The sequence below is a fragment of the Nostoc sp. LEGE 12447 genome, from assembly GCF_015206985.1.
GTDB lineage: Bacteria > Cyanobacteriota > Cyanobacteriia > Cyanobacteriales > Nostocaceae > Nostoc.
The window spans coordinates 177,795-202,795 of the sequence record NZ_JADEXT010000010.1 but is presented as its reverse complement, the minus strand read 5'-3'; the positions used below and the strand labels follow the sequence as shown (position 1 = coordinate 202,795).

18 protein-coding genes are annotated in these 25,001 nt (G+C 43.3%); 6 read left to right on the top strand and 12 right to left on the bottom strand.

Going from position 1 to position 25,001, the window contains the following annotated elements:
- Nucleotides 1–37: 37 nt before the first annotated feature.
- The 7 genes from IQ274_RS14035 to IQ274_RS14005 all read right to left on the bottom strand — a co-directional run bounded on the left by IQ274_RS14035 (nt 38) and on the right by IQ274_RS14005 (nt 12,487).
- Nucleotides 38–5,515, bottom strand: a complete 5,478-nt coding sequence (locus tag IQ274_RS14035; protein ID WP_194142609.1) for a phytase — start codon at nt 5,513–5,515, stop codon at nt 38–40.
- 592 nt (nt 5,516–6,107) lie between these two features.
- The gene (locus tag IQ274_RS14030) at nt 6,108–6,890 is read right to left on the bottom strand and encodes a COP23 domain-containing protein (RefSeq protein WP_194142608.1); all 783 of its coding nucleotides are present in this window, start codon (nt 6,888–6,890) and stop codon (nt 6,108–6,110) included.
- Nucleotides 6,891–6,970: 80 nt separating this feature from the next.
- Nucleotides 6,971–8,605, bottom strand: a complete 1,635-nt coding sequence (locus tag IQ274_RS14025; protein ID WP_194142607.1) for a M48 family metallopeptidase — start codon at nt 8,603–8,605, stop codon at nt 6,971–6,973.
- A gap of 186 nt (nt 8,606–8,791) precedes the next feature.
- Nucleotides 8,792–9,538 carry a Uma2 family endonuclease gene (locus IQ274_RS14020; protein ID WP_194142606.1) on the bottom strand — a complete coding sequence of 249 codons (747 nt, stop codon included), beginning with the start codon at nt 9,536–9,538 and terminating at the stop codon, nt 8,792–8,794.
- A 182-nt stretch (nt 9,539–9,720) separates the two neighbouring features.
- On the bottom strand, nt 9,721–9,891 hold the full coding sequence (gene psb34 / locus IQ274_RS14015; protein ID WP_194142605.1) for a photosystem II assembly protein Psb34: 171 nt from the start codon (nt 9,889–9,891) through the stop codon (nt 9,721–9,723).
- A 513-nt stretch (nt 9,892–10,404) separates the two neighbouring features.
- A complete protein-coding gene (locus IQ274_RS14010) occupies nt 10,405–11,451 on the bottom strand; it encodes a DUF1611 domain-containing protein (protein ID WP_163932707.1) in 1,047 nt (348 codons plus the stop codon).
- Nucleotides 11,435–12,487, bottom strand: coding sequence for a dipeptide epimerase (locus tag IQ274_RS14005; RefSeq protein WP_163932710.1), 1,053 nt, complete (start codon nt 12,485–12,487; stop codon nt 11,435–11,437). Before IQ274_RS14005 ends, IQ274_RS14010 begins: the two co-directional genes overlap by 17 nt.
- A 129-nt stretch (nt 12,488–12,616) precedes the next feature.
- On the opposite strand from IQ274_RS14005, the gene IQ274_RS14000 reads away from it, so the two are divergent.
- Nucleotides 12,617–13,171, top strand: a complete 555-nt coding sequence (locus IQ274_RS14000; RefSeq protein ID WP_163932737.1) for an NUDIX hydrolase — start codon at nt 12,617–12,619, stop codon at nt 13,169–13,171.
- Between the two features lie 47 nt (nt 13,172–13,218).
- On the opposite strand, the gene IQ274_RS13995 is transcribed toward IQ274_RS14000, so the two are convergent.
- Nucleotides 13,219–13,377: a hypothetical protein gene (locus tag IQ274_RS13995; RefSeq protein WP_163932712.1), complete on the bottom strand. Its 159-nt coding sequence runs from the start codon at nt 13,375–13,377 to the stop codon at nt 13,219–13,221.
- 158 nt (nt 13,378–13,535) lie between these two features.
- On the opposite strand from IQ274_RS13995, the gene IQ274_RS13990 reads away from it, so the two are divergent.
- Entirely contained in the window at nt 13,536–13,865 is a 330-nt protein-coding gene (locus IQ274_RS13990) for a flavoredoxin (protein ID WP_114080329.1), read from the top strand.
- A 15-nt stretch (nt 13,866–13,880) separates the two neighbouring features.
- Nucleotides 13,881–14,141: a hypothetical protein gene (locus IQ274_RS13985; protein ID WP_163932716.1), complete on the top strand. Its 261-nt coding sequence runs from the start codon at nt 13,881–13,883 to the stop codon at nt 14,139–14,141.
- Between the two features lie 29 nt (nt 14,142–14,170).
- Here the strand turns inward: IQ274_RS13985 and IQ274_RS13980 are convergent, their stop codons facing one another.
- Nucleotides 14,171–15,094: a nucleoside hydrolase gene (locus IQ274_RS13980; RefSeq protein ID WP_163932719.1), complete on the bottom strand. Its 924-nt coding sequence runs from the start codon at nt 15,092–15,094 to the stop codon at nt 14,171–14,173.
- Nucleotides 15,095–15,110: 16 nt separating this feature from the next.
- On the opposite strand from IQ274_RS13980, the gene IQ274_RS13975 reads away from it, so the two are divergent.
- Nucleotides 15,111–15,542 (top strand): nucleoside deaminase, encoded by a 432-nt coding sequence (locus IQ274_RS13975; protein WP_163932722.1) that lies wholly within the window; start codon nt 15,111–15,113, stop codon nt 15,540–15,542.
- A 228-nt stretch (nt 15,543–15,770) separates the two neighbouring features.
- On the opposite strand, the gene IQ274_RS13970 is transcribed toward IQ274_RS13975, so the two are convergent.
- The gene (locus IQ274_RS13970; protein WP_194142604.1) at nt 15,771–16,895 is read right to left on the bottom strand and encodes a metallophosphoesterase family protein; all 1,125 of its coding nucleotides are present in this window, start codon (nt 16,893–16,895) and stop codon (nt 15,771–15,773) included.
- Between the two features lie 421 nt (nt 16,896–17,316).
- Here IQ274_RS13970 and IQ274_RS13965 point away from each other — a divergent pair, with 421 nt between their 5' ends.
- Entirely contained in the window at nt 17,317–18,189 is an 873-nt protein-coding gene (locus IQ274_RS13965; protein ID WP_163932729.1) for an S-methyl-5'-thioadenosine phosphorylase, read from the top strand.
- Nucleotides 18,190–18,536: 347 nt separating this feature from the next.
- A complete protein-coding gene (locus IQ274_RS13960) occupies nt 18,537–19,334 on the top strand; it encodes an Rpn family recombination-promoting nuclease/putative transposase (protein ID WP_194142603.1) in 798 nt (265 codons plus the stop codon).
- Nucleotides 19,335–19,571: 237 nt separating this feature from the next.
- On the opposite strand, the gene IQ274_RS37735 is transcribed toward IQ274_RS13960, so the two are convergent.
- The gene (locus IQ274_RS37735) at nt 19,572–22,955 is read right to left on the bottom strand and encodes an AAA-like domain-containing protein (protein WP_194142602.1); all 3,384 of its coding nucleotides are present in this window, start codon (nt 22,953–22,955) and stop codon (nt 19,572–19,574) included.
- The gene (locus tag IQ274_RS13950; protein ID WP_194142601.1) at nt 22,948–24,483 is read right to left on the bottom strand and encodes an AAA-like domain-containing protein; all 1,536 of its coding nucleotides are present in this window, start codon (nt 24,481–24,483) and stop codon (nt 22,948–22,950) included. Before IQ274_RS13950 ends, IQ274_RS37735 begins: the two co-directional genes overlap by 8 nt.
- Nucleotides 24,484–25,001 lie beyond the last annotated feature (518 nt).

The window sequence follows — 25,001 nt, the reverse complement described above, 5'->3', positions numbered from 1 at the left end:
TGTAATGAAGCTGTAACAATCACAATAGGCAAACAATTTAACCTACAACACTGACAGAGAAAATAAAGTCATTTGCTGTGAGAGTATTTGATGTAATTCCTGTCAATGAAACTAACTCAGTATTTCCGATTTTCACGATAGTATTATTACCCTGTTGTAATAGTGTCAGGGCACTAAATTGAGTAACACCAATACCACCAAGCCCGATTTTATCAATGCCAATTGTAAAGTCAGTGACAATGTTCTTACTAATTGGCAGACTGGCGTTAGCAATCCAAAATTGGTCAGCACCAGTACCACCAGTTAAGCGTTGGCGCAGCCCCCCGTAGGGATCGCCACCCTGTTGACCAGCAAATAGGACATCATCACCATCGCCACCAAACAGGGAGTCATTGACATTAGAAAAAAGTTTGTCATCACCGGAACCACCGTAGAGACGGTTATTGCTACCGCCACTAATGAGGGTGTCATTACCTGAGCCACCAAATAATGATTGACGAGAACCTTCAATTACGGTGAGACTATCATCACCTGTCGCCCCAAGTAAATTATTACTACCACTAGCTTCCACTACGGTAATAACATCATTACCATTGCCACCATCAGCACTGGTATTTTGAGCCGGGCCATTTTGACCAATAAATATCTGATCGTTACCATCTCCTGTGGATACTGAAGAGTCGCTGCCGGCTAGTACTGTGTCTTCACCGTTTCCAGTCTGGATTGTGTTCCCTTCAGTACCCTCTACAAAATCTGCTCCGTCACCTGCAAAGAACGTTTTTCCTGGCTGAACTGTAACATTATCGTTGTTGCTAGAACCAAAGCTATCAGGGAAAGTAGGCTGTGCAGTTATCAGGTTATTAGGTAGTTCGAGAATGCCGAGTTTTTCCGCAGCCGTATTACCCGTAATGTTAAAGTCGTTATCGTTAATCAAGGCTAGGGTGTTGGGTGCTACCAGTGCCAGACCTTCTAATTTTTCCACCCCGGTGTAACCCAACTGAGCAGCATTAGCAATCAAACTCTTGCTGACATCGGTAATATTGGCAGTAGCTAACTCCGCAGAGGTAAGTTGTTCAATAGTTTTACCAGTTGGCAAGATAAAGTTAGCAGGGTTGTTAATGTTAGTCGCCCCGGCTAAATCAATTTGGTAAATCAGTTTATTGCCAGCAGATGTACCATTGTCATCTCGTTCAACTACTGCAAATTTGCTGTTACCCAAGGAGACTGCATCGCCAATTTTATCAGTTCCCGGTAGACCTTCTAGGCGATATAAATACTCTCCTGTTACCTGCTTGGTAACAATATCAAACTCCAGAATTCGCAGGTTGAGAGAAGCTTTGGAAGTCGCATCATTGGCGACATCTGGACTATCAATTGGACTCTGGATAAAGGCATATAATTTATTACCTTCCAGTGCTATAGCTTCAAACCCCCGGTTATTGCGGCGTTGGGCATAAACTGCTGGTAAAACCTCAGTGCCAAAAGTTCCATCTGGTTGATCTGGGTTGGGTGCAGTGGCAGTTCCTTGAGGAATAAAACGGTCAATCAGCTTACCATTAACAGCAAAGTGGTAAATTGCCGGACGGTATTCATCTACCATCCAGTAATCTCCATTTTCTGCAATTACAATTCCTTCTAAGTCAGCACCTAAAGGATCGTTAGCTAAAACATTATTGTCTAAGTCAATAGCAATTTCATCTGTGTAGGCTAAACCGTTTCCTACAGCTTGCAAGTTAGGCAATCCCGTTAATGGCGTTATCCCATCTTGGCGAAATAGCTTTGTTCTGTTGGTAATGGTGATTTCGCCTGTGGTGCGGTTGAGTTCAAAGCTAACTATTTCTGGCTGGAAATCGGGTAATAAAAATGGTCTTTTGACACCATCAGGTTCTCCATTGGGGCCCCGATCTGTGTTGGTGACAAATTTTATGTTGCCATTTGCTGCAATTCCTTGGAAATACAGCCCAGAAAAACCACCTAACAAAATATCTTGACCTTTAGAAGTCGTGTCTAACTTCGGTAGGTTTGCAAATTCATAAATAGTTAGCTTGGGTTGGGCAACAGGATTGCGGGGATCGTAACTAGTGGTGTCGATATTTAAAGAATTGGGGAAGGTATTGGCTATATTTTCCCAAGGCACCAGCTTAAAGTTAGAACTTACATTTTCCTCTTCACCTTCATTGCTAACTATTTTGGCAGGTTCATTAGAGCCATCTTGAGTCACAAATAAACCAAATGGGAAGTTAGGCCCCAGTGGTACGTTAATTACATCTGCACCATCTGACTCTTGTACACTGTCAATCGCCCCATTGTTACCAATGGCAAAATTACCCACGTATTCGTTGTTACCTTCACGCGTGTAGGCAACAAAGGTATTGTCACCTTGGCTAGATGCTAATAAGTAGCCTTTGCCATTTTTGCCGTAATAAATGGTCAGTCCTTCTACGTCATCTGTGAGATGAGTACCACCTAAATCTCTGACTTGATCAACTAGCTTGCCAGTTGTGCCAGTGTTTGGTTCTGCTTGAAACTTCCAGATACCTACATTTTCCTGTCCGATGTAAAGGAAGCCAGTTTCCTGGTCTACCACCATACCCTCGGTTTGGGGATCGCGACCCTCAATTGTTGGCACGGTGAATTCCCGCACTAGTTCAGCCCCAATTGTGCCATTACCTTTGTCAATCAATTTGAACTGAGCTATGTCTCCAGTTTGGCGACGACTGGTAAAGACATAGTAATCATTAGTTAGGGGGCTACGGTATAAGGTAAGTCCGTAAGAACTGCGAGTTGATGCAGAATAAGGAGGTTCAAAAGGTGATGCTTGGAAGATAGTAACAATATTGCTATCGGTGATATTTTCCAGATATTGACCAGGGTTACTGGGGTTGGGGTTAATTTTGAAGATTGCTAGTTTATCATTGTTGCGATCGCTAGCTACGGCAATATCAACCGATTGATTGCCTAATTTGAAACCGTATTGCAGGTCAATATTGTTGTAGCGAATACCACCGGGATTAACTGTTTGCAACAAATTACCAGACAAGTCATAAACCCGCAGTCCGGCATTTTTAACTGAGGTTAGTACTAAACTATCAGCAGCATTTGTGGCATTAACATAAATGGCAGGGTCATCAGCATCGGCATTCTGATCTACAGCAGGTAATGCTGGATCTTCATCGTCAAATAAACCAGGACGAGTTTCTACTGTAGGTGCAGCAGTTGGAACCAAGTCTGCACCCAAGGTGAGGATTTGGGTATATTGAGTACTGCTAAAGTTGTTGTCACTCACTAGCACAATGGATTGACGACCATCTGCTAGTTTGGGGCCGAAGGCAAGACCTTCTATATTATCCACTCCTGTAATCGGGTGATTGGCATCAGTAGGTAAATTGAGGTCAGTTAAATTCAACAGCAGATGCTTTTGAGCGGGTTTAATAGCTACTAGTTGTTCAGCGCTCAAACTATTGAGAGAATCGTAGAAACTGATGTCAGTTGCACCTTGCAAAGAAACTTCGTAGATTTTGATGGTATTGCCGACACCTTGGGCAAAGGAGCGTTCTAACGCCAGGAAAGTACCACGATTATCGATTGCTAGCAAATCTGCCAAACCGTCGTCAGCAGATCCTGTGCTTGGGTTGGGTGCTTCGGGAATGGCATCGGTAATGTAGAGGTATTCTTTTTCTGGTTGTCCAGTAACTAGATTGTATTGCAGAATCCGGGATGGGCTACCACTGGTGAGTGAAGCTTTTAATCCATCTTGGGATAGTGCGTTTTCGGTGGCGGTGAATAAGGTTTTCTGGTCGGGTGTAATGGTGAGGCTTTCAAAGGCTAAGTTATTGTATACGCCTGATGTCTGCGTATCTCCGGCATCGACAATACCATTGTTGTTAGTGTCCTGAACTACTGGTAGAAATTTTGTCGGGACAAATAGCGATCGCACTTCTTGCCCTGTAGCTAGCGAAAACTCTTTAATAAAGGGATTAGTAACACGACCAACAGTAGGATTAACTTCGCCTTCTGAAGAGATGAAAACAGTCCTATTGTTAGTTAAAGCAATATCTTCGGGGTCGAGGCTGTTGATTGCAAAAAAGTTGCCGTTGGTATCTTTTAGGGCGGTGACATTGGTAAAAGTCACCCCAGAATCGGCAGCAGTGAAGGTATAAAAACGGGCAGGAGCAACTTGAGAGCGATCATCTGAAATGGCATAGTAGCGGTTGTTAACAGCATCGTAGGTGACACCAGATAGTCCACCTACTGGAATCGGTGCGCCATTCACCGTTCCCGCCGCACCAGTCGGAATAAAGCTAGTAGGAAAAATAGTTTGTCGTTCAAATCCCACACTGGGAATAGTTTTACCTGCTTGAGTCGGCCCAGTTTGCACATCTGCGAACACCAAGCGATGGTCAGAACTGGGGAATGGAAAAGTACCAACTGGGGAGAATGTTGGGTCAGTATTTAGAGGCCAAAATACTCTTGAATTGGTAATTGTCAGGTCAGCAGAGGGTAGCACGTAATCAGTCCGCAGATTTCCGGGAGCCGTATCAGCAAAGTCTGCGGTGTCAAAGCTAGGATTACCTTTTTGGCTAGCGTTTGCACCACCTTGCAAGTCTGCTTGTTGGGAACCGCCAAGACTGGTAGGAATGACATTAGTATTAATTCCAGGATTTTGCAGCAGTTGACGAATAGCGTTGTCATAACTATCACCATCTAACGGATCTGCATTTTGATCACCCACAATCACAAAGCTTAAACCAGAAGCAATCCCGCCCGTTTTTCCCTCATCATCGTAGATATAATTACTTTTTCCAGGAGTAATATAGTCTGCCCAAAAGCGGATCTCGTCGTGGTTGCGCTTACCGTTGCGGTCTTCCACGCCATCAAAGGTTGGGGGTGTGGGGTGGCTAGCGAGAACATGAATTGTCTCTCCGTTTACCTGGATGGGTATATCCCAGTGACTTTTAGAAGAAAGGCGTAGAACTGCCAATTCCTCCTGAGAATACCAATCATTTGGCTGTGGTGTTGTCGGATCGTCAGGAAGCAAAGCATTAGGCATATCCTTCCACAGAAAATTTTGGAAGGTGCGGATGTTGATAATGTCAATGGGATATTTGGACAACAGCAACATCCCGTATTGACCAGGGAAATTCCCGAATCCAAAAGCATCATCGCCGTATCCTGCTGTACCTGGGGTTGTAACTGCTGTGCCATTGTTGTTCAAGTCAAAACCAGAGGCAATACCCGTATTAAAAGGAGCGATGTAGAAGTAAGGGTAGTCAACGGGAGTTGTACCATTCTGGCTAACGGCTAGGTAATTCTGTCGCAATAGTTGAACTGCCTCCGGGGAGTAGTCAAACTCATTAATTAGCAACACATCCGGGTTATTACGCTGGATGATTTCTGCAACTGCCTTTGCCTGAGCGTTGTCAGGGGTAGACAAATCGCTCACTAACTGACCTTCGGCATTACGATTCAAAGAAGCGTTGAATTGAGAAAAGCGAATTGTATTAGTAGTTAGCATGTTTAATTCTGAGATAGATTCTAGACATAAGACTGCTTTGAAAATTGGGAATAGGGAACCGCAGAGGCGCAGAGTACACAAGAGTTGTCGGAGTTCGATATATTTGTGCTGCCCATAGACCAGCCATCTTCATTAGCATTGAAAGAGATAAAAGCAATATCGCCTTGTGTCAAAGCCATTAATAATGTTTCCTTCAATTTATTTTGTATTGTTTGAAAATCGCCTAAAAAGCTGATGTTCAGCAATAATCTGCAAACATAATCTAGTCAGATTGACAATCGCAATATCACTATCAAGAAAAACTATTTTGTAGTCAAAAAAGCTAGGAATTTTACTAGTATTAATCCATATTCAGCAACCCCAAGTTATCTCAGCAACATTAAGAAACTGCTAGCAAAAGGTTAAAAGAACAAATATTTGCTATTGAGTTGCTTTCAGAATATACAGTTGGATTTAAATCCCCGACATCTTGAAGAAGTCCAGGGGCAGCAATTTTATGCCCATAAAAAAAGGCGGACAAGATGTCCGCCCCACAATAAGTAGTTGGATATTTTTTATTTGAAATTCATTTTGTATTAAAAGCCACTCTTGCTTACCGGAACTTACCAGGGCTGAGACGAACACCGTTAGGCTGAGACTGACGACGAATTGCTACTCCATTCCGCAAATTGTTTCCAGTACCACCATCTTTGCGATCGAGGAAAGGCTTTAGATTAATGCCACTTTTAGATGAACTAATCCGATTATTGCCACTCCCTAGAAGTGTACGTCCTAAATTATATAATTCATTCCCTCCACTACTGCGATCGCCATAAGTGTTAACGGCTATAGTCTGCTGTCCGTTGTCAGCAGTAGTCAAGTTCTGAAAAATGCTATTGCGGATTACAACAGGATCTTTGCCACGCGGTACTGTCAGCACAATTCTACAGGTTGGGTTAGCTTCTGTTGTAACGCAGACAATATTTTCGTTATTTTCTACAGATGTCTGAAGTTCTTGTAAGCCATCTGGACGATACAGTTCTAAGCGACTGGCAATTGTTGCACAACGTCTTTGTGCATCCCAACCACCGCCCAAAGCCGCAGGTGCTGCCCAAGGAAAGAATTGTCCTGGTTGACTTTGTGGCTGATACATAACGGTGGACTGACCGTTGTAAGTCTGGCAGGTAAACCGAGTTGTACCGTCAGATGAGGGTGAAGGGGGTATACCTGTTGATGTGTCTATTGGGACTGGTGCTGATGTCCCACCTGATGGGACTGTTGGTACTACTACACCGTCGCCAGTAGAGTCATATTGTGCCATTGCTGCCGAATTGCCCAGACACAAAGATAAGCCAATACTACCCAAAGATATCAATCGCAGTAGTTGTGATGACATAAATCATCCTCCAGTAGAAATAAGTAGGGAATTGATAGTTTAAGTGACGAATAATTCTCTATTTTGATTCATTAAAAACGCTATTTTTTTTCCTCTCTTGCTTTTTTCTCTTCGATTAGCTTTTTCACCCGTGCTTTAATTTCTAGATGACGCTCCACTCCTTCATAGGCGTAACGGTTGTAGCTATTACGGGTAATGAGGTTTTCTAAATAACTAACTCGCTCATTGCCGCCTGGGTGCGAAGATAACCAACTAGGAGGAGCATTTTTTTGCTGTTTTTCTAGCGTCACCATTAAGTTACGCAAGCCATCAGCAGCGTAGCCAGTGGCAACAATTAGGCGTGTGCCGAGATTATCTGCCTGACGTTCCATGTCGCGGCTGTAACTGAGTGCAAAGAGTTGACCGATGGTGCCGCCCAGAGGTAGATATTGGGTAACGTTAGAGATCAGGTTGCCTTCGCTGACTAATTGAAAAGTGTGGGATAAAAGTACATGGGATAATTCATGACCCATTAACCCAGCTAATTCTGCTTCGGAATTAGCTTTAGCGATCGCACCTGCATTAATAAAAATTTTACCCCCAGGTAATGCAAAGGCGTTAAGGCTTTCCTCTGGAATCACAAAGAATTCGTATTTAAACTCGTCCCGTCCTCCTACCTTCGCCAATTTCTGTCCAATTTCATTGACGTATGCCAAAATATCTTCGTCTATAATTACACCCAGCTGTTTTTTTGCCTGCTTTGCCACCGACTCACCTATGGCTCGTTCACCTTGTAGCAGCATGATGGTAGAGTCAAGGGCAGAAAATGGCCCAAGCAGACTGCCAGTGACGGCATAACCTAAAGCACCTGTAATAATATTACCGAGGACATTCCCTCTAATTTCTCCTTGTGTATAAGATTTGTAACGGTTCAGATTTTCTTCTGCTAGTTTTGTAAACTCAGGCGCTTGGGGATTTTTCGGGTTGAGAATAGCAAATTGACGCGCTGCTAAAGACGCTTCCATCCATTTTTTATCAGCAGCTAGGGCTGTAATTCTAGCTTTAACTAATTCTGCTTGATCTGGATACAGCGAAGAAGCCCGTTCTAATATATCTAATGCTTCATTAGTGCGATCGTATTGTTTCAACGCTTCAGCATATCGGATATGGCCAGGGATAAATTCAGGATATTGCTCAACTAATAGTTGCAGAGGTACTAAAGTTTTTGTTTGCAACTTTTGTGCTATCCCTGCCTCTGATTCTCGCCAGTAGACTTTACCTCCTGGGGATAGTTGCGTGGGGTCGAGTATGGCAGTTTTACGCTGTTGATTATCTGATGTTTTACCAAAAGGCTGCTTAACTTCGCGGTAAATTTTTTCCGCCTCTGGGATTTGTCCCGCCAGATAAAGTTTATCCGCTTCTATAAATTTTAGCTGACGGGTGAGTTCTTCCGGGCTGAGTGGGGGTTCCTGTGGCGACTCTGGCTTTTTCGGTTCGGAAACTTCAGGGGCGGGTTTTGGTTCTTCTGGCGTTGATGAACGTTGCAGCGCTTCCCGTAACTTTTGGACTTTAGTTGTTTCTGAATTGGGCTTTGTCGTTTCAATAGTGGTAGAAGCAGCAGGTTCTTGTGCCAGAAGGGGCGAAGTTGGCTGCGTTAGGATTATCAAAATTGATGTAGCAGCTGAAAGTAATACCCACTTCCAGGCTAGAAGTAAAGACTTCCAGATTCGTTTCATACTTGGGCCCACGTATGCAAAAGGCTCTTTTTTAAATTTTATGAGCAATTAGCAAAATACGCATATAGCGATGTGTTTTTTGTGAGACACTACGCGAACCGCGAACTGTTCTGTGAGGCATCCCATTCCAGTACTTATTTGCTTAAACTGAGTCACTCAAATACTTGAAAATTTGGCTTATATATGCTATTGCAGATTATTTGGATCAATACCTTGAGATTGTAAATAGGTAATTAGCCGTTCTTTTTGTTGGCGTTCTTGTTCGGTACGCTGACGTTCCTGTTCAATTTGTTCCACCGCCCAAAGCAACAAATTACCTGCCTCATCCCACCAGCGCAACCAGTAACCAGTTCTAGCTTCCTTTGTTCCTTGCCAAGTTCCCAGAAATAAACCCATTGCATCAATCCAATGACGACCATTTTCATCAGGTTGCTTTAACTCGTAGCGGCTGTTTTCGAGTTGGTAAAATTCTAACAAACCGCCATTTGGGTCAAAAATTACGTAAATTGGAACTTGAAGAATCTGCTCATAAAAAAACCATTTTCCTGGTGGATAGGTTCGCTTAAAAGAGTATTCTCCACCCTCAGCGTCAGATAGAAATTCCATCACAATTGCCGGAATATCCCCATCTAAATTGGGTGTATAGCTTTTGCGTTCTCCTAAAACTTGATTTACCGATGGCACATAAACCCAGTTGGGTGCTTTAGCAACAAATTGCCCGTTTATTGTTGCACAAAGTCCAAAATTTGAGGCTATCAACATCTGCGGTTGGATGAAACCGCTTATCTCAAGGCTTTCGCGCAAAGCACCAGCTAATAGTGGCTGACCTGTATTTTCCACTGGTTCATCCTCTAACTGAAAATCTGCGGGCAACGCTTCCCAAGATATTACCAGTTCTGTTGAAGATTTGGTTTCACCGAGTTGGGTTGTCATAAACACCCCTTTTTATTGATTTGTCTTTATTTTATGAGCGATCGCAGGTATTCTACAACAACGTCGTAGTTTGAGATGCGATCGCACAGCAGTAAAACACAAAAAACCCCGGCGAAACTAACCGGGGTAAGAGAGAGAGGTACGAATGACAATGAGATACAGCGATACCGAAATTGAAAATCTTAGCTAACGCTAAAACTAACCAAAACTAAAGTTGTTACCATTAAAGCCGCAAAAAGACCTTGTAAAACGTATTTACGTTGTTCCCAAATTGCTGGGTACTCGGCGTAGTAAACCTTGGGTTCAGCTGCGTAGTTATTGAGAATGCCGTCTTCATTTACAGTGGTGTACATATTTTTTTCTCTTCTTTTGTTTACTTATGTAACTAAATTTAACAGAATTGTAACGAAACGTCAAGAGGACTTGACAAGAAAGGGCTAATTATTTTAATAAAAGTAACTTATCAGCCATAGTGGACTGAGGTGAAGCTACCCCAGCCACCGAAAATGCCATATATTAAGCAATTTTTTAAATTGCAAAATCTAAAATACAAAATTGTATAAAAAATAGGACTTACGCAAAACTACACGCGGTAGGTGCAATTCATGATTTACCCCTACCGGAAAATAAGGGTTTGGGCTATTTTTGGCGTAAGTCCTGAAAGAGTAAAGACAATACGGTTCCGTTAAGGCAAGAGACGCGATAAATCACCGTCTCTACAAAGGACTTACTTATTAGACATCTCCAGAAATTAATTATGCGTTACCTGAAACCCTTGTAGAGACGTTGCATTGCAACGTCTCTACATTCATTTTCACTCCTATGTCTATTGTAAAGACGGCGATTTATCGCGTCTCTCTAACCATCTAATTCTTCATCACTGCATCCAAAAGCACATTGGCATCAAAGCGGACTACATCGGTGCAAGGTAGCCCGGTTTCTGCTGTTATTTGAGCGATGCTTTCCTCAGCCGCAGATTCATCTAAATGTGCTGTGTTAAGCGCTATACCCACTACAGGCACACTTGCAAAAGCACCACCTGCACTAGCAACGGTTTCATAAAGACGAATTACCTCTGGTAAAGGTGGAATTATTACATGGGGATGATTGCGGACATGAACTTGTCCCGCCCGATGGACTAACACCAGTTGAGTTGGTTGGGAACCACGAATCAGAGGTAGGGTTGCCGTTGAACCAGGGTGTAGCAGTGAACCTTGCCCTTCAATGTGCAAGATGTCATAGTTTTTGCCGTAGCGCATCACTACTTGTTCCACAGCGCCAGCAGCAAAGTCTACCCGCACGGCATCTAAAGGCACACCATCTCCTTCTAACATCATCCCAGTTTGACCTGTGGCGAGAAATTTAGAACGCCAACCCCGCAGTTTTGATGCCCAATGTAACTGTAGACTAGTTGACATTTTACCGATCGCCATATCAGTTCCCACTGTCAACACCCGCCGACACGGAAGCGTGCGTGCTATTCCACTAGCAACACCTATATTAGGCGGCTCTTTGCGGACATCCCAAATTAGTTGCCCTGGTTTGAGCAGTGCATTTAAGTCGGGTATATTTGCCATTGGTGTATGCAAACCGTTCACCAAGGACATCCCAGCTTCTAGAGCATCTTTGATTTCTAGCCAATAATCATCTGGGATAGCACCACCACTTGGAGCAATGCCTATTACCAAAACTTCTGGCTTGTACTCTAAGGCTGCGGCTACCGATGCCACAATCGGTACATCACGTTTGATACCTGTTAATTCTGTCAGAGATTTGCCAGCACATTCGCGATCAATGACGGCTACAATTGGTGCTTCGCTGTAACGTAAAATTGCGAGTCCTGTTTTGCCGTGAGCCCCAGTAGTTCCCTCATGTAGCAAGATAGCTACTCGTTGATTAAGTGGTAGACGCACTGTGTTTTACCCCCAAACCTGGTAAATCGTTTAGCAAAACTCTACCTTCTTTTAGCAATGCACCCGTGAAGGGATCATCGATTAAGTTGAGGTGACTGTCTAAATCTAAATAATCAGCTAGTGGTGCTAGCTGTAATGCTGCTGTATTAGCTAGGGAACTATCAGAATAGCAACCGAACATTACTTGCAACCGATATGCTCGTGCTGTATGTACCATTCGCATCGCTTCTGTTAGTCCCCCTGATTTCATCAGTTTGATATTAATACCATCCACGTGATTTGCCAAATCGGGAATATCAGAGCTTGTGAAGCAACTTTCATCAACAAAGATGGGTAGGGGAGAGTGTTCTTTGAGTTTTGCTAAACTTTTTTCCTGACCCTGTGGCAATGGCTGTTCTACATACTTTATACCCAATTCAGCTAGCCAATTGCACATTGCGATCGCATCTTCTAAACTCCAACCCCCGTTGGCATCAACGAAAAACTCTGGTTCCGGTGCTTCTTCTCGCACTGCCAATAGCATTTTTTTATCTGCATCTATACCATCTGGACTGCCTAACTTCACCTTAAAAAGGCGGACATCGGTAAATTGTAACCAGTCTCGCGCTCTTGCTTTAGCACCTTCAGGGGAACTAATCCCAATTGTGACTGAAGTTGGTACTATTTGATTGCGATCTAGTCCCCAAATTTGCCACAAAGGTAATCCTACGCGCTTACCTAACCAGTCGTGCATTGCCATATCCAAGGCAGCTCTTGCAGCAGAAGGAACCTGGTTTTGTATTAAAACTTGCTCAATTTCCTGCCGTTGTAAAGGGCTGAATGTTTGCAACAGTGGTAGAACTTGCTCTAAAGCATTTTTGATTGCATCAGTTGATTGCCGATGATTACCCACACCAAATGGCGATGCTTCCCCCCAGCCTTCGATACCATCTTCTGAAATCCTCACCCATACATTTGTTGTCTGTGCCGTTGTACCCCGACTAATGGTCAACGGAAATCTTTTATTTACAGTAAATAAATTTACATTTATTTGCATACTAATTCTGTATATTATGTTATTTGCAAAAGTAAGTGTAAGTTCAAAATTTAGATTATCGGATGTATCTGTTATACTTTTTTACATTCATTGCTTGATGAGCAAATATTTTATATATTATTTTTATTTATGAATAACTTAAAAAAATGGAAGATTTTAAAATCAAAAATGGTTTTAGATCATCCTTGGTGTCGGGTCAGGCAAGATGAAATAGAGTTACCCAATGGCAAAATTATAGATGATTATTTCGTCAGTATTAAGCCTGACGTTGCGATGGTTTTACCTCTTACTAGTAATAAAGAGATAATTTTTGTCCAGCAATACAGACACGCCGTAGGGGAATTTTTCTTGGAACTGCCAGCAGGAAATTTTGACCCGACAAAAGAGAGTGCAGAAGTAGCAGCAATTAGAGAATTTACAGAAGAAACTGGTTATATTGCCCAAGAATTTAGAAAAATTGGAACTCTATACGATAAGCCGAGTAAAGATACCAATCAAATACATTTATTTTTAGCAGATAATGTGAGCAAAGTTGGAGAGCAACAACTAGATATTACAGAAGAGATTGAAATTGTATTTATTCCTATAGAATCAGTTTTAGATAAAATTATTCAAGGAGAAATTTCTGTGGCAGGAACTGTTGCGGCTCTCTTCTTAGGTTTAAAGTTTATCACTTCTCAATAATCAATATAGCTTTTTTGGCTTTAACAAGAATAATGCTTGAGATAGGTTTAAACTTTGCACCATTTTGCATCGATACGCGATTTCCCTGGCACGATTTTTATAAGTCCTAGTAATAAAGCATTTGTTATAATTTCATGAATAGCTTCTTCTGGATAGCTGATTAATTCTAATCCTGTGTCTCCTACTTTTGGAATTTCTTCAACCATTTCTATTGTTTTAGCTAGTGCTTGCTGAATTTGATCGTATAGACAACCTTCAAATATAGTTACGCATAACAGCCTAACGATTCTTTAAATTTGTAGCATACAATGCAATTCATGAAGTACCGATCAAATTCTAATCTTTAATCAAAAACACTACACTTGTGACAATAATTCCAGATGAAGCATTGGTAGTTCGGGGAGGGCGTAATAGTCCAGAGGATATTCGACGTGGAATAGGTACTCATCCCAGTGGCATAACAGGAATTTCTGTGGAATGTGCAGTAGGATCGTCAGTAGCGGAGTTGGCATCGAGTATTCCTCATGGTCAGATTGGTGTAACAACAGTTGGCAAGGTTCGCCAAGCAGGTGGTGATGTAATCCGAACATCCGGTAGAAGTGCTAATCATGCAACATTAAGGGGTTTAAACCCGCAGCAAGTTAGTCAACTCCTTACACCTACTGTTCCAAATCCAGCAAAGCAGCAGTTATAGTTTGGATCACATAGAATGATTAACCCTAGAGTTTTTGCAGATTTTCATAATGCTGATGCTGAAGGGCGTTTGCGTTTGAACTGTATTGGTACAATCGAAGACTTAGCGAATCAAAGTATTGAGCTACGAGATGGGCAGTTACTCACGATATATAGCGAGGATTTGGAAGTTGATGGAGTGGTGCAGTTCTCCGAAGAGGAGAAGTTGTGGGTTGCTGCCATTGATTGGGATCGAATCACACAAGTTGAGAATTTTGTTGTGCAGGCACAAGTTTGAGTATCCACGCCACCTAATTTTTTAGGTTTTTATCTTGCCCATTGTTGCAAAATATAATCATAAAAAGCGTCTTTATCTACTTTATCCATCGCATAAATTTTCCGACCGCCAGAAACTACTTTAGTCCTCCCCTGACTGACTCCAGTAGTGATAATTTCTGTTTCCCATTCGCGTAATTGATAAAATTCTGGGTGTCCCAAATAAGCAGTGGCCAGCACATCCCAAAAATAATAATCTTGGGGAATAACTAGCGCATAACATTGTCCGGCTAAATCAGAGATGGGATAGTGGCGTTGTCGCCCCATTTTTTGCACTAATTCTGATGTAACTGGGACATTATTAGTTAAATCCAAAGGACACATAATAATTTCAATTTGCGTTTGCCACACCCGCGCTGCTGAAACCGCGTCCCAATAAACATTCCATTCGGCAGAACCATCTTGTCCAGGTTCTAAACTTTTTTCTACATTGCCACCGACATTCAAAGCACCTCCCATCCAAACAATTTTGTGAATCTTGGCTTCAATATCCGGTGCTTTGTCTAAAGCTACTGCAACGGTGGTCAACGGCCCAGTTACCATCAACATTACGGGGTCTGATGCCTCACGCAACACCTTAATCATGAAATCTTGACCTGTTTCGGCAACCAAAGGCGTAGTGATGGTTTCGCTTTTATTGAGAATGGGGAGATGGTCAACGATAAAGGAATCACGGCGATAGAGAGTAGGAAATGGATTGATACCGCGCACAGTACTTTCTGCAACTGAGATATGAGAAAATCCCATCAAATCGAGAATTTTACGTGTGGCGCTAACAGCCGGTTGAATGTAGCAATCTGCTGGAGTGACGACAACACCAAGGAGTTCGATATGATCCATCGTCAAAAGCAGCATAGTTGCCAGATAGTCATCTACACCGCCATCGTGATCCATTAATACAAGTTGTTTTGACATAAAAGGAGATATTAATATGGATGAGTTTATGGAAGCTGCGATTCAAGAAGCAAAACAAGGCAGACAAGAAGGTGGAATTCCTATTGGTTCGGTTCTCGTCAAAGATGGCAAAATTCTCGGCAGAGGACACAATAAACGTGTGCAAGATGGCGATCCTGTTACGCACGCGGAAATCGATTGTCTCCGCAATGCTGGGAGAGTTGGCAGCTATAGAGGTACTACACTCTATTCAACTTTAATGCCGTGTTACCTGTGCGCTGGGGCTGTGGTGCAATTTGGTATTAAAAAAGTCATCGTCGGAGAATCCCAAACTTTTCCTGGTGCTAAAGAATTTATGGTATCTCACGGTGTAGAAGTAATCGATCTTAATCTTGACGATTGCGAACAAATGATGAGTGAGTTTATTGCAACGAATCCCGAACTTTGGAATGAAGATATCGGTAATTAGAGACGCGATTAATCGCGTCTGTACAAGAGTTTGGAGTAGCCCGCGTCTTGGTTACTTTTGATAGGAGAATTATGGCAGGAGCGATGGCGTAACCGCCCGCCGGAGGCGATGGTCTCCGACCGACCGGAGGTCATCGCAATCTAAAAGAAATACAGCAGAATCAGCTATTCGACTACCAAGCATTCAGCCCAGACAAGAAAGTTAACTTCACACGGATACTCATCACTCCTAACGCAGCAAAAGTGTGCTGTTATTATCAATCAGTGTAAGAGTTCCACCAGTGGCCATACCTGGGTTAGACTGTGCTGATGCATTATAAGTCTCAATATAGCGACGCACTTCTAATGGAAAGTGGGGATAGTCTAATACTGCATCTCCATCGGCGATAGTTGCCCAGAAGTCTCGCAAACTAGGAGCTAATCTTTTCGCCTGTGATAGTGGTAAGTTTAATGGAGAATGAGTTAGTAGCTTGACTAAAAAGGGAAAAGAGCGATCGCCCATCCATTGCCGCGATGACTGTTGCAAGTCGGGGAAATCAGGCACTGACTCTACCCGATGAGATACAATTTGCAACGATTCTTTACCTTGGTTATCCCGATGAAACTCTAGCACCCGATAAGGGTGAGGATAGCTCACTAAAGAACCAGTGGTAATATCATATACTCCATCTGAGTAAGCAATATCCTGAACGTGCAAGTGCCCCGTAAATACTAGTTTGACTCCATAGCGCCTCAGCAACTGTAAAAGTTCTGCTGAATTGGACAACATATAGCGATTTGCTAGTGGATGGTTCGCTTGATTGGGTAAATGTTCCACCACATTATGATGCACCATCACCAAAACTAATTCATCAACAGATGCCGCCAGTACCTCTTCTAACCACCGTAGCTGTTTGGCATCCAAACACCCCACTTGCTCACCCTGGTCATTAAAAAAGTTAGAATTCAGTCCAATCAGCTTAACTCCAGGGAGTAACTGACGAATGTAGTACATTTGCTGCGGGTCTTCATAGCCAAACTTTGTGTAATAGTAGGGAAAATCCGCAAAAGAAATTGATTGCTGATCGGCCAACATCACGGGAACGTCATGATTACCAGGAACAACATAGACGGGAAAAGGTAGCTGGGCTAAACATTTTTGTAACCAGGCGTGGTTCTCTGGTTCGCCGTGCTGGGTTAAATCTCCTGGCAACAATAAGAAATCTAAATCGAGTTGTATTAAATGTTCCAGTACACTTTGAAACGCCGATATACTGACTTCTACCAGATGAAAACGGCTAGGATGATCCCAGATTGTGTGAGGAAGTGCCAGGTGTAAGTCGCTGACTACCGCAAAGCGAAAATTGAGAGTCATTGATTTATGAAAATGTTAAAAGCAGGGGTTAAAATAAGCCTTTTCCCAAAAGTATAACGCTTGGTTTGTTTCGCTGCTCAGGAGTGCATCTACTTAATATTTGTATACATTAAGTATTGATTACAGATTATAATAACGATTAATTTCAGTACAAATCATAACCGTTAATCTGCAAAAACTATCGGAGATTTGATTTTAAGGATTTAATAATTAACGCTCAAATAACTGAGCGATCGCTTTTATCTGCACGCAAACAATTCAATATTGTTAGCAGCACGAAATCCGTAAGCGTAGCCCTTCTCTATGAGAGGCTGCGCTCAGGAACCACCCGTTGTAGACATTGCTTTGTTTCTTGGCTTCTCTGCTACTCCCCTTTTCGGTAAAATAACTTAGCAGATCAGCAAGGAACAGGTTCAGAATCATGGCACAAGCTAGTATTGGGATTATTGGTGGCAGTGGTCTGTACAAAATGGATGCGCTCAAAGATGTCGAAGAAGTGCATATCCAAACTCCTTTTGGTTCACCATCTGATGCTTTGATTCTGGGAACATTGGATGGTACACGGGTAGCTTTCTTGGCGCGTCATGGCCGCAATCACACGCTGTTACCCTCTGAGTTACCGTTTCGCGCTAATATCTATGCGATGAAGCAATTGGGTGTGAAGTATTTAATTTCAGCTAGTGCTGTGGGTTCCTTGAAGGCAGAGGCGAAACCACTGGATATGGTGGTGCCAGATCAGTTTATTGACAGAACGAAAAATCGGCTTTCAACGTTTTTCGGTGAGGGAATTGTGGCTCACATTGCCTTTGGCGATCCGATTTGTAAGAACTTGGCTACTGTGTTGGCAGATGCGATCGCATCCCTCAATTTACCAGAAGTTACTCTCCATCGCGGCGGCACTTATGTGTGCATGGAAGGGCCAGCTTTTTCCACTAAGGCAGAATCGAATCTTTACCGCAGTTGGGATGCAACAATCATTGGGATGACGAATTTACCAGAGGCGAAGTTGGCAAGGGAAGCGGAAATTGCATACTCAACTTTAGCGTTGGTGACAGATTATGATTGTTGGCATCCAGACCATGACAGTGTGACGGTGGAGATGGTGATTGGCAATTTGCTGCGGAATGCTGTGAATGCTCAAAAGGTGATTCAAGAAACGGTGCGGCGCTTGAGTGAAAATCCGCCAACTAGTGAGGCGCATTCGGCGTTGCAGTATGCGATTTTGACTCAGTTGGATAAAGCACCAGCCGCGACGAAGGAAAAGTTAGGGTTATTGTTGCAGAAGTATTTGTAATATTCGTAGTGAATTAGCGATGTCTATGCCTACGCAGTTTCTTATTACAGTTTTGCGTAAAGGCGTAGCGTTTTTAATGCAGGGGAATGCATTGGCATTGTAAACCGACGCATTGGCATTGCAGAGGATTGCAAAATTTAATTCACTATGAATTAATGAAATGCTGTATTTAGATTAGAGCAAGAGCCATGTCTACGACAGGCTGTTAGGTGACGCACCATTATCATAAAATCATACAGGCGATCGCTTTATCCTAAGTTCGGTTGTAGGCGTAGCCCGTCGTAGACATGGCTCATTACTAAAATCTCTTTGTGACAGACAAAACCTCGCTGATATAATACCTGTCTATGTTTGATAACGTCTGTCGCTTTTTAGCAGAGTCATTTTCAGCAGATTTCGCCACTTGGTTACTCGGCGAATCCATCGCACTCACCCAACTAAGTCCATCAGAATTATCCCTCGAACCGATTCGAGCAGATGCGTTAATTCTGTTACAGTCAGATGAAATTGTTCTACATATCGAATTCCAAACCGAAGCGAAAGCCGAAATTCCCTTTCGGATGACTGATTATCGGTTAAGGGTGTATCGTAGATTTCCCCGAAAGCGGATGCATCAAGTCGTCATTTACTTGCAACCCACTACATCCGAATTAGTCCAACAAACAGCTTTTATTTTAGAAAATACCCGTCATGAATTTGGAGTTATTCGTCTTTGGGAGCAACCCAGCGACATATTTTTAAATACTCCTGGTTTGTTACCGTTCGCAACCCTCAGTCAAACTGATGATAAAACGCGAACATTACAACAGGTTGCTGAAGCCATTGAGCAAATAAACGATACCCGGATACAAAGTAATATTGCTGCGTCAACCGCAATATTGGCTGGGCTAGTATTAAACAAGGAACTGATTAAAAATTTATTACGGAGTGATGCTATGCGCGAGTCTGTAATTTATCAGGATATCCAGCAAGAAAAAGCTTTATCGATTATTATACGACAACTTCGCCGTAAGGTCGGAACTGTTCCACCTGCACAGTTATTGAAAATTCAAGCTTTAGACTCAACACAGTTGGATGATTTAGCAGAGGCTTTACTTGATTTTTCCGGTTTAACCGATTTAGAAGCTTGGTTAGCGCAAAATTAAGGTTAATGATGCAAGAGCGATCGCACTTCTTCAGATTACAGCAATAGCGATCGCACTTTCTTAAATTACAGCAAGAGCGATCGCTACGACAGTCTAGTCGGTGACGCACCATTATCTGAAATTATAGGGGCGATCACTTTATTCTAAATTGGGGCTGTCATTACAGAAATCTCTTTGCGTAGCTAATCAAAGACCTCTCCCAGCCTTGAACTTTAGTTCAAGGCTGGGAGAGGTCTTTCACCTGCCTGTGCCAATATCATCACATAAATGCTTATCCTTCTCATTCACATTGGGGTTGTTTTGCAAATAATCGCGCGCCCAAGTACAACCCTTAACCATTAAATCATCCACATCCAAATTTAAATTCCACAGCTTCACCGTGTTGTCATCACTAGCAGAGGCAATGGTTTGACCGTCGGGGCTAAATGCCACGCCCCTAACCCAATCGCTATGACCTTGGAGAGTTTGTAATAGTTGCCCGTTACGATTCCACAGCTTCACCGTCTTGTCATCACTGGCAGAGGCAATGGTTTGACCGTCGGGGCTAAATACCACGCCTAAAACCGAATTGCTATGACCTTGGAGAGTTTGTAATAGTTGCCCGTTACGATTCCACAGCTTCACCGTCTTGTCATAACTAGCAGAGGCAATGGTTTGACCGTCGGGGCTAAATGCCACGCTATTAATCGAATCGCTATGACCTTTGAGAGTTTGTAATAGTTGCCCGTTAAGATTCCACAGCTTCACTGTCTTGTCATAACTAGCAGAGGCAATGGTTTGACCGTCGGGGCTAAATGCCACGCCCCAAACCCAATCGCTATGACCTTTGAGAGTTTGTAACAGTTGCCCGTTGCGATTCCACAGCTTCACCGTCTTGTCTGAACTAGCAGAGGCAATGGTTTGACCGTCGGGGCTAAATGCCACGCCCCAAACCCAATCGCTATGACCTTTGAGAGTTTGTAACAGTTGCCCGTTGCGATTCCACAGCTTCACCGTTTTGTCACGACTGACAGAGGCAATGGTTTGACCATCGGGTCTAAATGCCACGCCCCAAACCCAATCGCTATGACCTTTGAGAGTTTGTAACAGTTGCCCGTTACGATTCCACAGCTTCACCGTCTTGTCTGAACTAGCAGAGGCAATGGTTTGACCATCGGGGCTAAATGCCACGCTATTAATCGAATCGCTATGACCTTTGAGAGTTTGTAACAGTTGCCCGTTGCGATTCCAGAGCTTCACCGTTTTGTCACGACTGACAGAGGCAATGGTTTGACCATCGGGGCTAAATGCCACGCTATTAATCGAATCGCTATGACCTTTGAGAGTTTGTAACAGTTGCTCGTTGTAATTCCAGAGCTTCACCGTGTTGTCATCACTTGCAGAGGCAATGTTTTGACCGTCGGGGCTAAATGCCACGCTATTAATCGAATCGCTATGACCTTTGAGAGTTTGTAACAGTTGCCCGTTGCGATTCCAGAGCTTCACCGTTTTGTCACGACTGGCAGAGGCAATAGTTTGACCGTCGGAGCTAAATGCTACGCTATTAATCGAATCGCTATGAGCTGGGAGAGTTTGTAACAGTTGCCCGTTGCGATTCCAAAGCTTCACCGTTTTGTCACGACTGGCAGAGGCAATAGTTTGACCGTCGGAGCTAAATGCTACGCCCCAAACCCAATCGCTATGACCTGGGAGAGTTTGTAACAGTTGCCCATTACGATTCCACAGCTTCACCGTCTTGTCACGACTGGCAGAGGCAATGGTTTGACCGTCAGGACTAAATGCCACGCTATTAATCGAATCGCTATGACCTTTGAGAGTTTGTAACAGTTGCCCGTTGCGATTCCACAACTTCACTGTGTAGTCATCACTGGCAGAGGCAATAATTTGACCGTCGGGGCTAAATGCTACGCCCCTAACCGAACTGTGATGATCTTTGAGAGTTTGTAACAGTTGCCCGTTGCGATTCCACAACTTCACTGTGTGGTCATCACTGGCAGAGGCAATAATTTGACCGTCGGAGCTAAATGCTACGCCCCTAACCGAATTGCGATCACCTTGGAGAGTTTGTAATAGTTGCCCGTTGCGATTCCACAACTTCACTATGTGGTCATCACTGGCAGAGGCAATAATTTGACCGTCGGAGCTAAATGCTACGCTATTAACCGAACTGCTATGTTGTAGTAGGCTACGTTCCTTAACTCCAGAAATTACCTGCTGGAGTGTGGCTACTGCCAAAATGCGGCTATTTGATTCTACATTCTTATCCGATTTTTTGAGCAATTTTCCTACCTTCAAGCCTGCTACTAAAGCATCGAGTTCTGAATTTGATGCCATCAGCTTTTGTGAGTTGAGGCTTTCGATAAGGATCTCTAAAGTGACTTGCCGTTTTTTTACCTCTTTAAAGGCATTTTGAGCAATTAGACGTTGTTGGTTAGCATACACAGCCACTCCCGTCATTAAACCCGAAAACACTACCAGCACCCCTACATAAGGCAGTGCAGGTTTAAGCTGTTCCCATCTATCCCGCAAGTTAAACGGCAAATGTTTATTAATCCACTTGTAATCAAACACTTGCCGATAGATTTCATTCCGCACCCGCAAAACATTATTCTCCCGCCGCACCACCCCCGATAGCTTCAAATGAGATTTAGCTAAAGACTGCTCCTCATCCGCAACCGCCCGCTTACCCCAGCGAATCTCGCGGTAAATAGTCAAAACCTCCGGGTCTGGTGAGCGTTTAGTCAGCATATCCCGCACAAATTGCAGGTTATTGTCTTGCTCGCTCATTGCGCCAAAAAATGTGCTGCTAACTATTCTGTCTACATCAGACGCGATGAATCGCGTCTCTACAAATTCTGGATTCTTTGTTAACAATGCACCACAAAGACGCTGGGTTAAATATGGGTGTCCGCCTGTCCAGTTCAACACCTGGCGTAATATCTGGTTGGCTTCATTGCTGGGTAATGCCAAACCATCAGCCAGGGGTAAAGCTTCCTGTAAGGTAAAATCAGTTAAATCTACACGCTGTCCAATATTAAACGGTGTGCGCTTGGCATCGCTGATTAAATCGCCCGGAGTCGCTACCCCCATTAACACAAAAGAAAGCCGCCCAAATTCAGCATTAGTCGCACGGGCAACATAGAGATAACGAATGGCGATAAAAAAATCATCGGTAAAATCCAGGCTGAGGGTAGAGTCAATTTCATCGACAAAAATCACCACTTGCCCTTCAACTTCAGCCAGCAAAACCTTCTCAAAAAACTGTGTCAGCCGTTGCGATACTCCCAGATGCTCGTGTTGTTGCCACCAACTCACCACATCTGTATCAAACATGAGTTGGTCATCTAGCTTCACCAAAAAGCCAAAATACCACTGTTCGGCTGTGACACTTGCCCCCAATTCCTGAAGGTCAACAATTACCGAGCGAATTCCTTCATCTGTTAGTGTTTGCGCCGTGCGTACCATCAGGCTAGATTTACCCATTTGGCGCGGCGTGAGAACATAAGCGAAAGTTGCCGACTCACACAAACTGAGCAATTCTTCATCAGCTTGACGGGGAATGTAAATCCCACCGCCAGCTTGTACAGTTCCTCCAACAGTGTAAATGTTTGGATTAACCACGAAGATGCTCCCGGAAATAATCGGTGTAAAGTTGACAACGAGGAAACACTACACGCCCTTCCCGGCGCACTAAACCTGCACCCCGCAAGCGGAAAAAGATGCGTTCATCTTCACAGGTATTCTGGCGAATTATTTGGAACATACCGTGAACCAACTCCTGTTTGTTATGCAACCGAAACAGATGGTTACGTAAATGATTGCCAAAGGGGCCATTATCTGCGATCGCATTGGCAAATAATTCGGTAGGATAGAAGCGATCGCTAGCAACTGAGTAAAGTGCAAGCCTTACTAAATAAGGATGTCCACCCAGCAACGCTATTAATTGCTTTTCTTCGCTGGCGTTGAAAGGTGAACCATGACGGCGGTTTAAATCAGCAACCTGTGCTGCTGTAAAATCTTCTAAATCAATTACTAGCCCAACATTAAAGGGGGATTGGTTGAGATTATCAATTAGCTGGTAGGGTTCGGTGGAAGTAACCAGCGCTAAATCCAGTTGCTTCCAGATGGGATTAGTGGCGCGGCTATTGTGCCAGCTTCGCAGCATACCAAAGAAATCAGAGCGAAAATCAGTATCAAAGACCCTTTCCACTTCATCCATTGCTAAGACAATGGGGTTGCCAAACTCCTTCAGCAAATAGCGGCCAACATAGCGAGTACAACGCTGACTATTGCCCAAAGGCATATTCCAATACTCATCAACTTTGTCAGTCATTTCCAGTTCATCGGTTAACCAAGTACAGAACTGGCGAAAGAAAAGGTCAGCATTAGTTAAGGCGGCTTTATCAAACAATTGGAAATCCAGCAAAGCAACCCGCTTCCCTGCATTCACAGCAGTATTAATTGTGCGGATTAACAGGGAACTTTTGCCCATTTGCCGGGGGCCTTTAATTGTAATTGTCACACCCTGCCGCTCAATAGTTTCTAAAGTAAGTGCATCAGATGAGCGTTCCACGTAAAAAGCGGATTGCGATTCCATTGTCCCTTCCGGCATTTCCAGGGAGACTGGCTGTGCTGAAGGAAAGGGATGGGGTAGAAGTGAGGGCTGACTTATCTGGAGTAAGTCTGCTTTCGATTTTTCCTCACTGATAGCCAATGCACCGCCAGAGACAGCTTGCAACAACTCTGCAATCAGGCGCGGCGTATCTTCTGCATCTTTCCAGAACGCCCAATTAATCCCATTTAAGTAAGCACTCAAGGGATACAGGAACGGTTCTTGATACGCCAGACGCACCGGGAGAATTATCGGTCGTCCTGACTGTGATTTTGCCAAGTGGTGTGCTGTCTCTATTTCTGCCACCACCATCTCGCTGCTAGTTGACAAAGCAGAAAGGAAAGTAATTAAAAAATCAGCTTGGCGGATTTCTGCTTCAATACATTCAGCCCAGCGTGTACCAACAGACATGGTTTGGTCGATGAAGACTTTGTGCTGCTGCGATAGTGCTTGGAAGACTTGGAGCGCTACTGGTTCATCGGGGCTAGCATTACGCTTGTAGCTGATGAAGATGCGTTTAGCCTGTGAGTTTAACATTACTATTAACCTTGTCTTCCTTCAGCTTTTTGAGTAGAAAAGCTTATCTAATTGCGAGTCAATTTTGTACAGAAGTTGGGTAATTCTGTGCTTTGTCATCCAAGGGCATTTTTTCCCTATTTTGAAGATTAGCTGAACAAATTAGGATTTTATTCACAGCGCTATCAATTAGTTACACTCTACTACAGCGCAGTTGCAGGTAATTACCGACAGCACAAAAAAATCGCTCACGGAGTTCAAATACTCGTTCACGGAGCTAAAATACTCGACGACGGAGTTCAAATACTCATTAACGGAGCTAAAAGACTCATTAACGGAGTTCAAACACTCATTAATGGAGTTCAAACACTCATTAATGGAGTTCAAACACTCATTAATGGAGTTCAAACACTCATTAATGGAGTTCAAACACTCATTAACGGAGCTAAAAGACTCATTAATGGAGTTCAAACACTCATTAACGGAGCTAAAAGACTCATTAACGGAGTTCAAATACTCGTTAATGGAGTTCAAACACT

What these genes read in the sequence shown, in the direction of transcription:
- IQ274_RS13970 (WP_194142604.1), bottom strand. Translation starts at nt 16,895, where the DNA reads ATGACTCTCAATTTTCGCTTTGCGGTAGTCAGCGACTTACACCTGGCA.
- IQ274_RS14000 (WP_163932737.1), top strand. Translation starts at nt 12,617, where the DNA reads ATGAATAACTTAAAAAAATGGAAGATTTTAAAATCAAAAATGGTTTTA.
- IQ274_RS13995 (WP_163932712.1), bottom strand. Translation starts at nt 13,377, where the DNA reads ATGGTTGAAGAAATTCCAAAAGTAGGAGACACAGGATTAGAATTAATC.
- IQ274_RS13985 (WP_163932716.1), top strand. Translation starts at nt 13,881, where the DNA reads ATGATTAACCCTAGAGTTTTTGCAGATTTTCATAATGCTGATGCTGAA.
- IQ274_RS14025 (WP_194142607.1), bottom strand. Translation starts at nt 8,605, where the DNA reads ATGAAACGAATCTGGAAGTCTTTACTTCTAGCCTGGAAGTGGGTATTA.
- IQ274_RS14030 (WP_194142608.1), bottom strand. Translation starts at nt 6,890, where the DNA reads ATGTCATCACAACTACTGCGATTGATATCTTTGGGTAGTATTGGCTTA.
- IQ274_RS13980 (WP_163932719.1), bottom strand. Translation starts at nt 15,094, where the DNA reads ATGTCAAAACAACTTGTATTAATGGATCACGATGGCGGTGTAGATGAC.
- IQ274_RS13975 (WP_163932722.1), top strand. Translation starts at nt 15,111, where the DNA reads ATGGATGAGTTTATGGAAGCTGCGATTCAAGAAGCAAAACAAGGCAGA.
- IQ274_RS13965 (WP_163932729.1), top strand. Translation starts at nt 17,317, where the DNA reads ATGGCACAAGCTAGTATTGGGATTATTGGTGGCAGTGGTCTGTACAAA.
- IQ274_RS13950 (WP_194142601.1), bottom strand. Translation starts at nt 24,483, where the DNA reads ATGTTAAACTCACAGGCTAAACGCATCTTCATCAGCTACAAGCGTAAT.
- IQ274_RS14005 (WP_163932710.1), bottom strand. Translation starts at nt 12,487, where the DNA reads ATGCAAATAAATGTAAATTTATTTACTGTAAATAAAAGATTTCCGTTG.
- IQ274_RS14035 (WP_194142609.1), bottom strand. Translation starts at nt 5,515, where the DNA reads ATGCTAACTACTAATACAATTCGCTTTTCTCAATTCAACGCTTCTTTG.
- IQ274_RS13960 (WP_194142603.1), top strand. Translation starts at nt 18,537, where the DNA reads ATGTTTGATAACGTCTGTCGCTTTTTAGCAGAGTCATTTTCAGCAGAT.
- IQ274_RS14020 (WP_194142606.1), bottom strand. Translation starts at nt 9,538, where the DNA reads ATGACAACCCAACTCGGTGAAACCAAATCTTCAACAGAACTGGTAATA.
- psb34 (WP_194142605.1), bottom strand. Translation starts at nt 9,891, where the DNA reads ATGTACACCACTGTAAATGAAGACGGCATTCTCAATAACTACGCAGCT.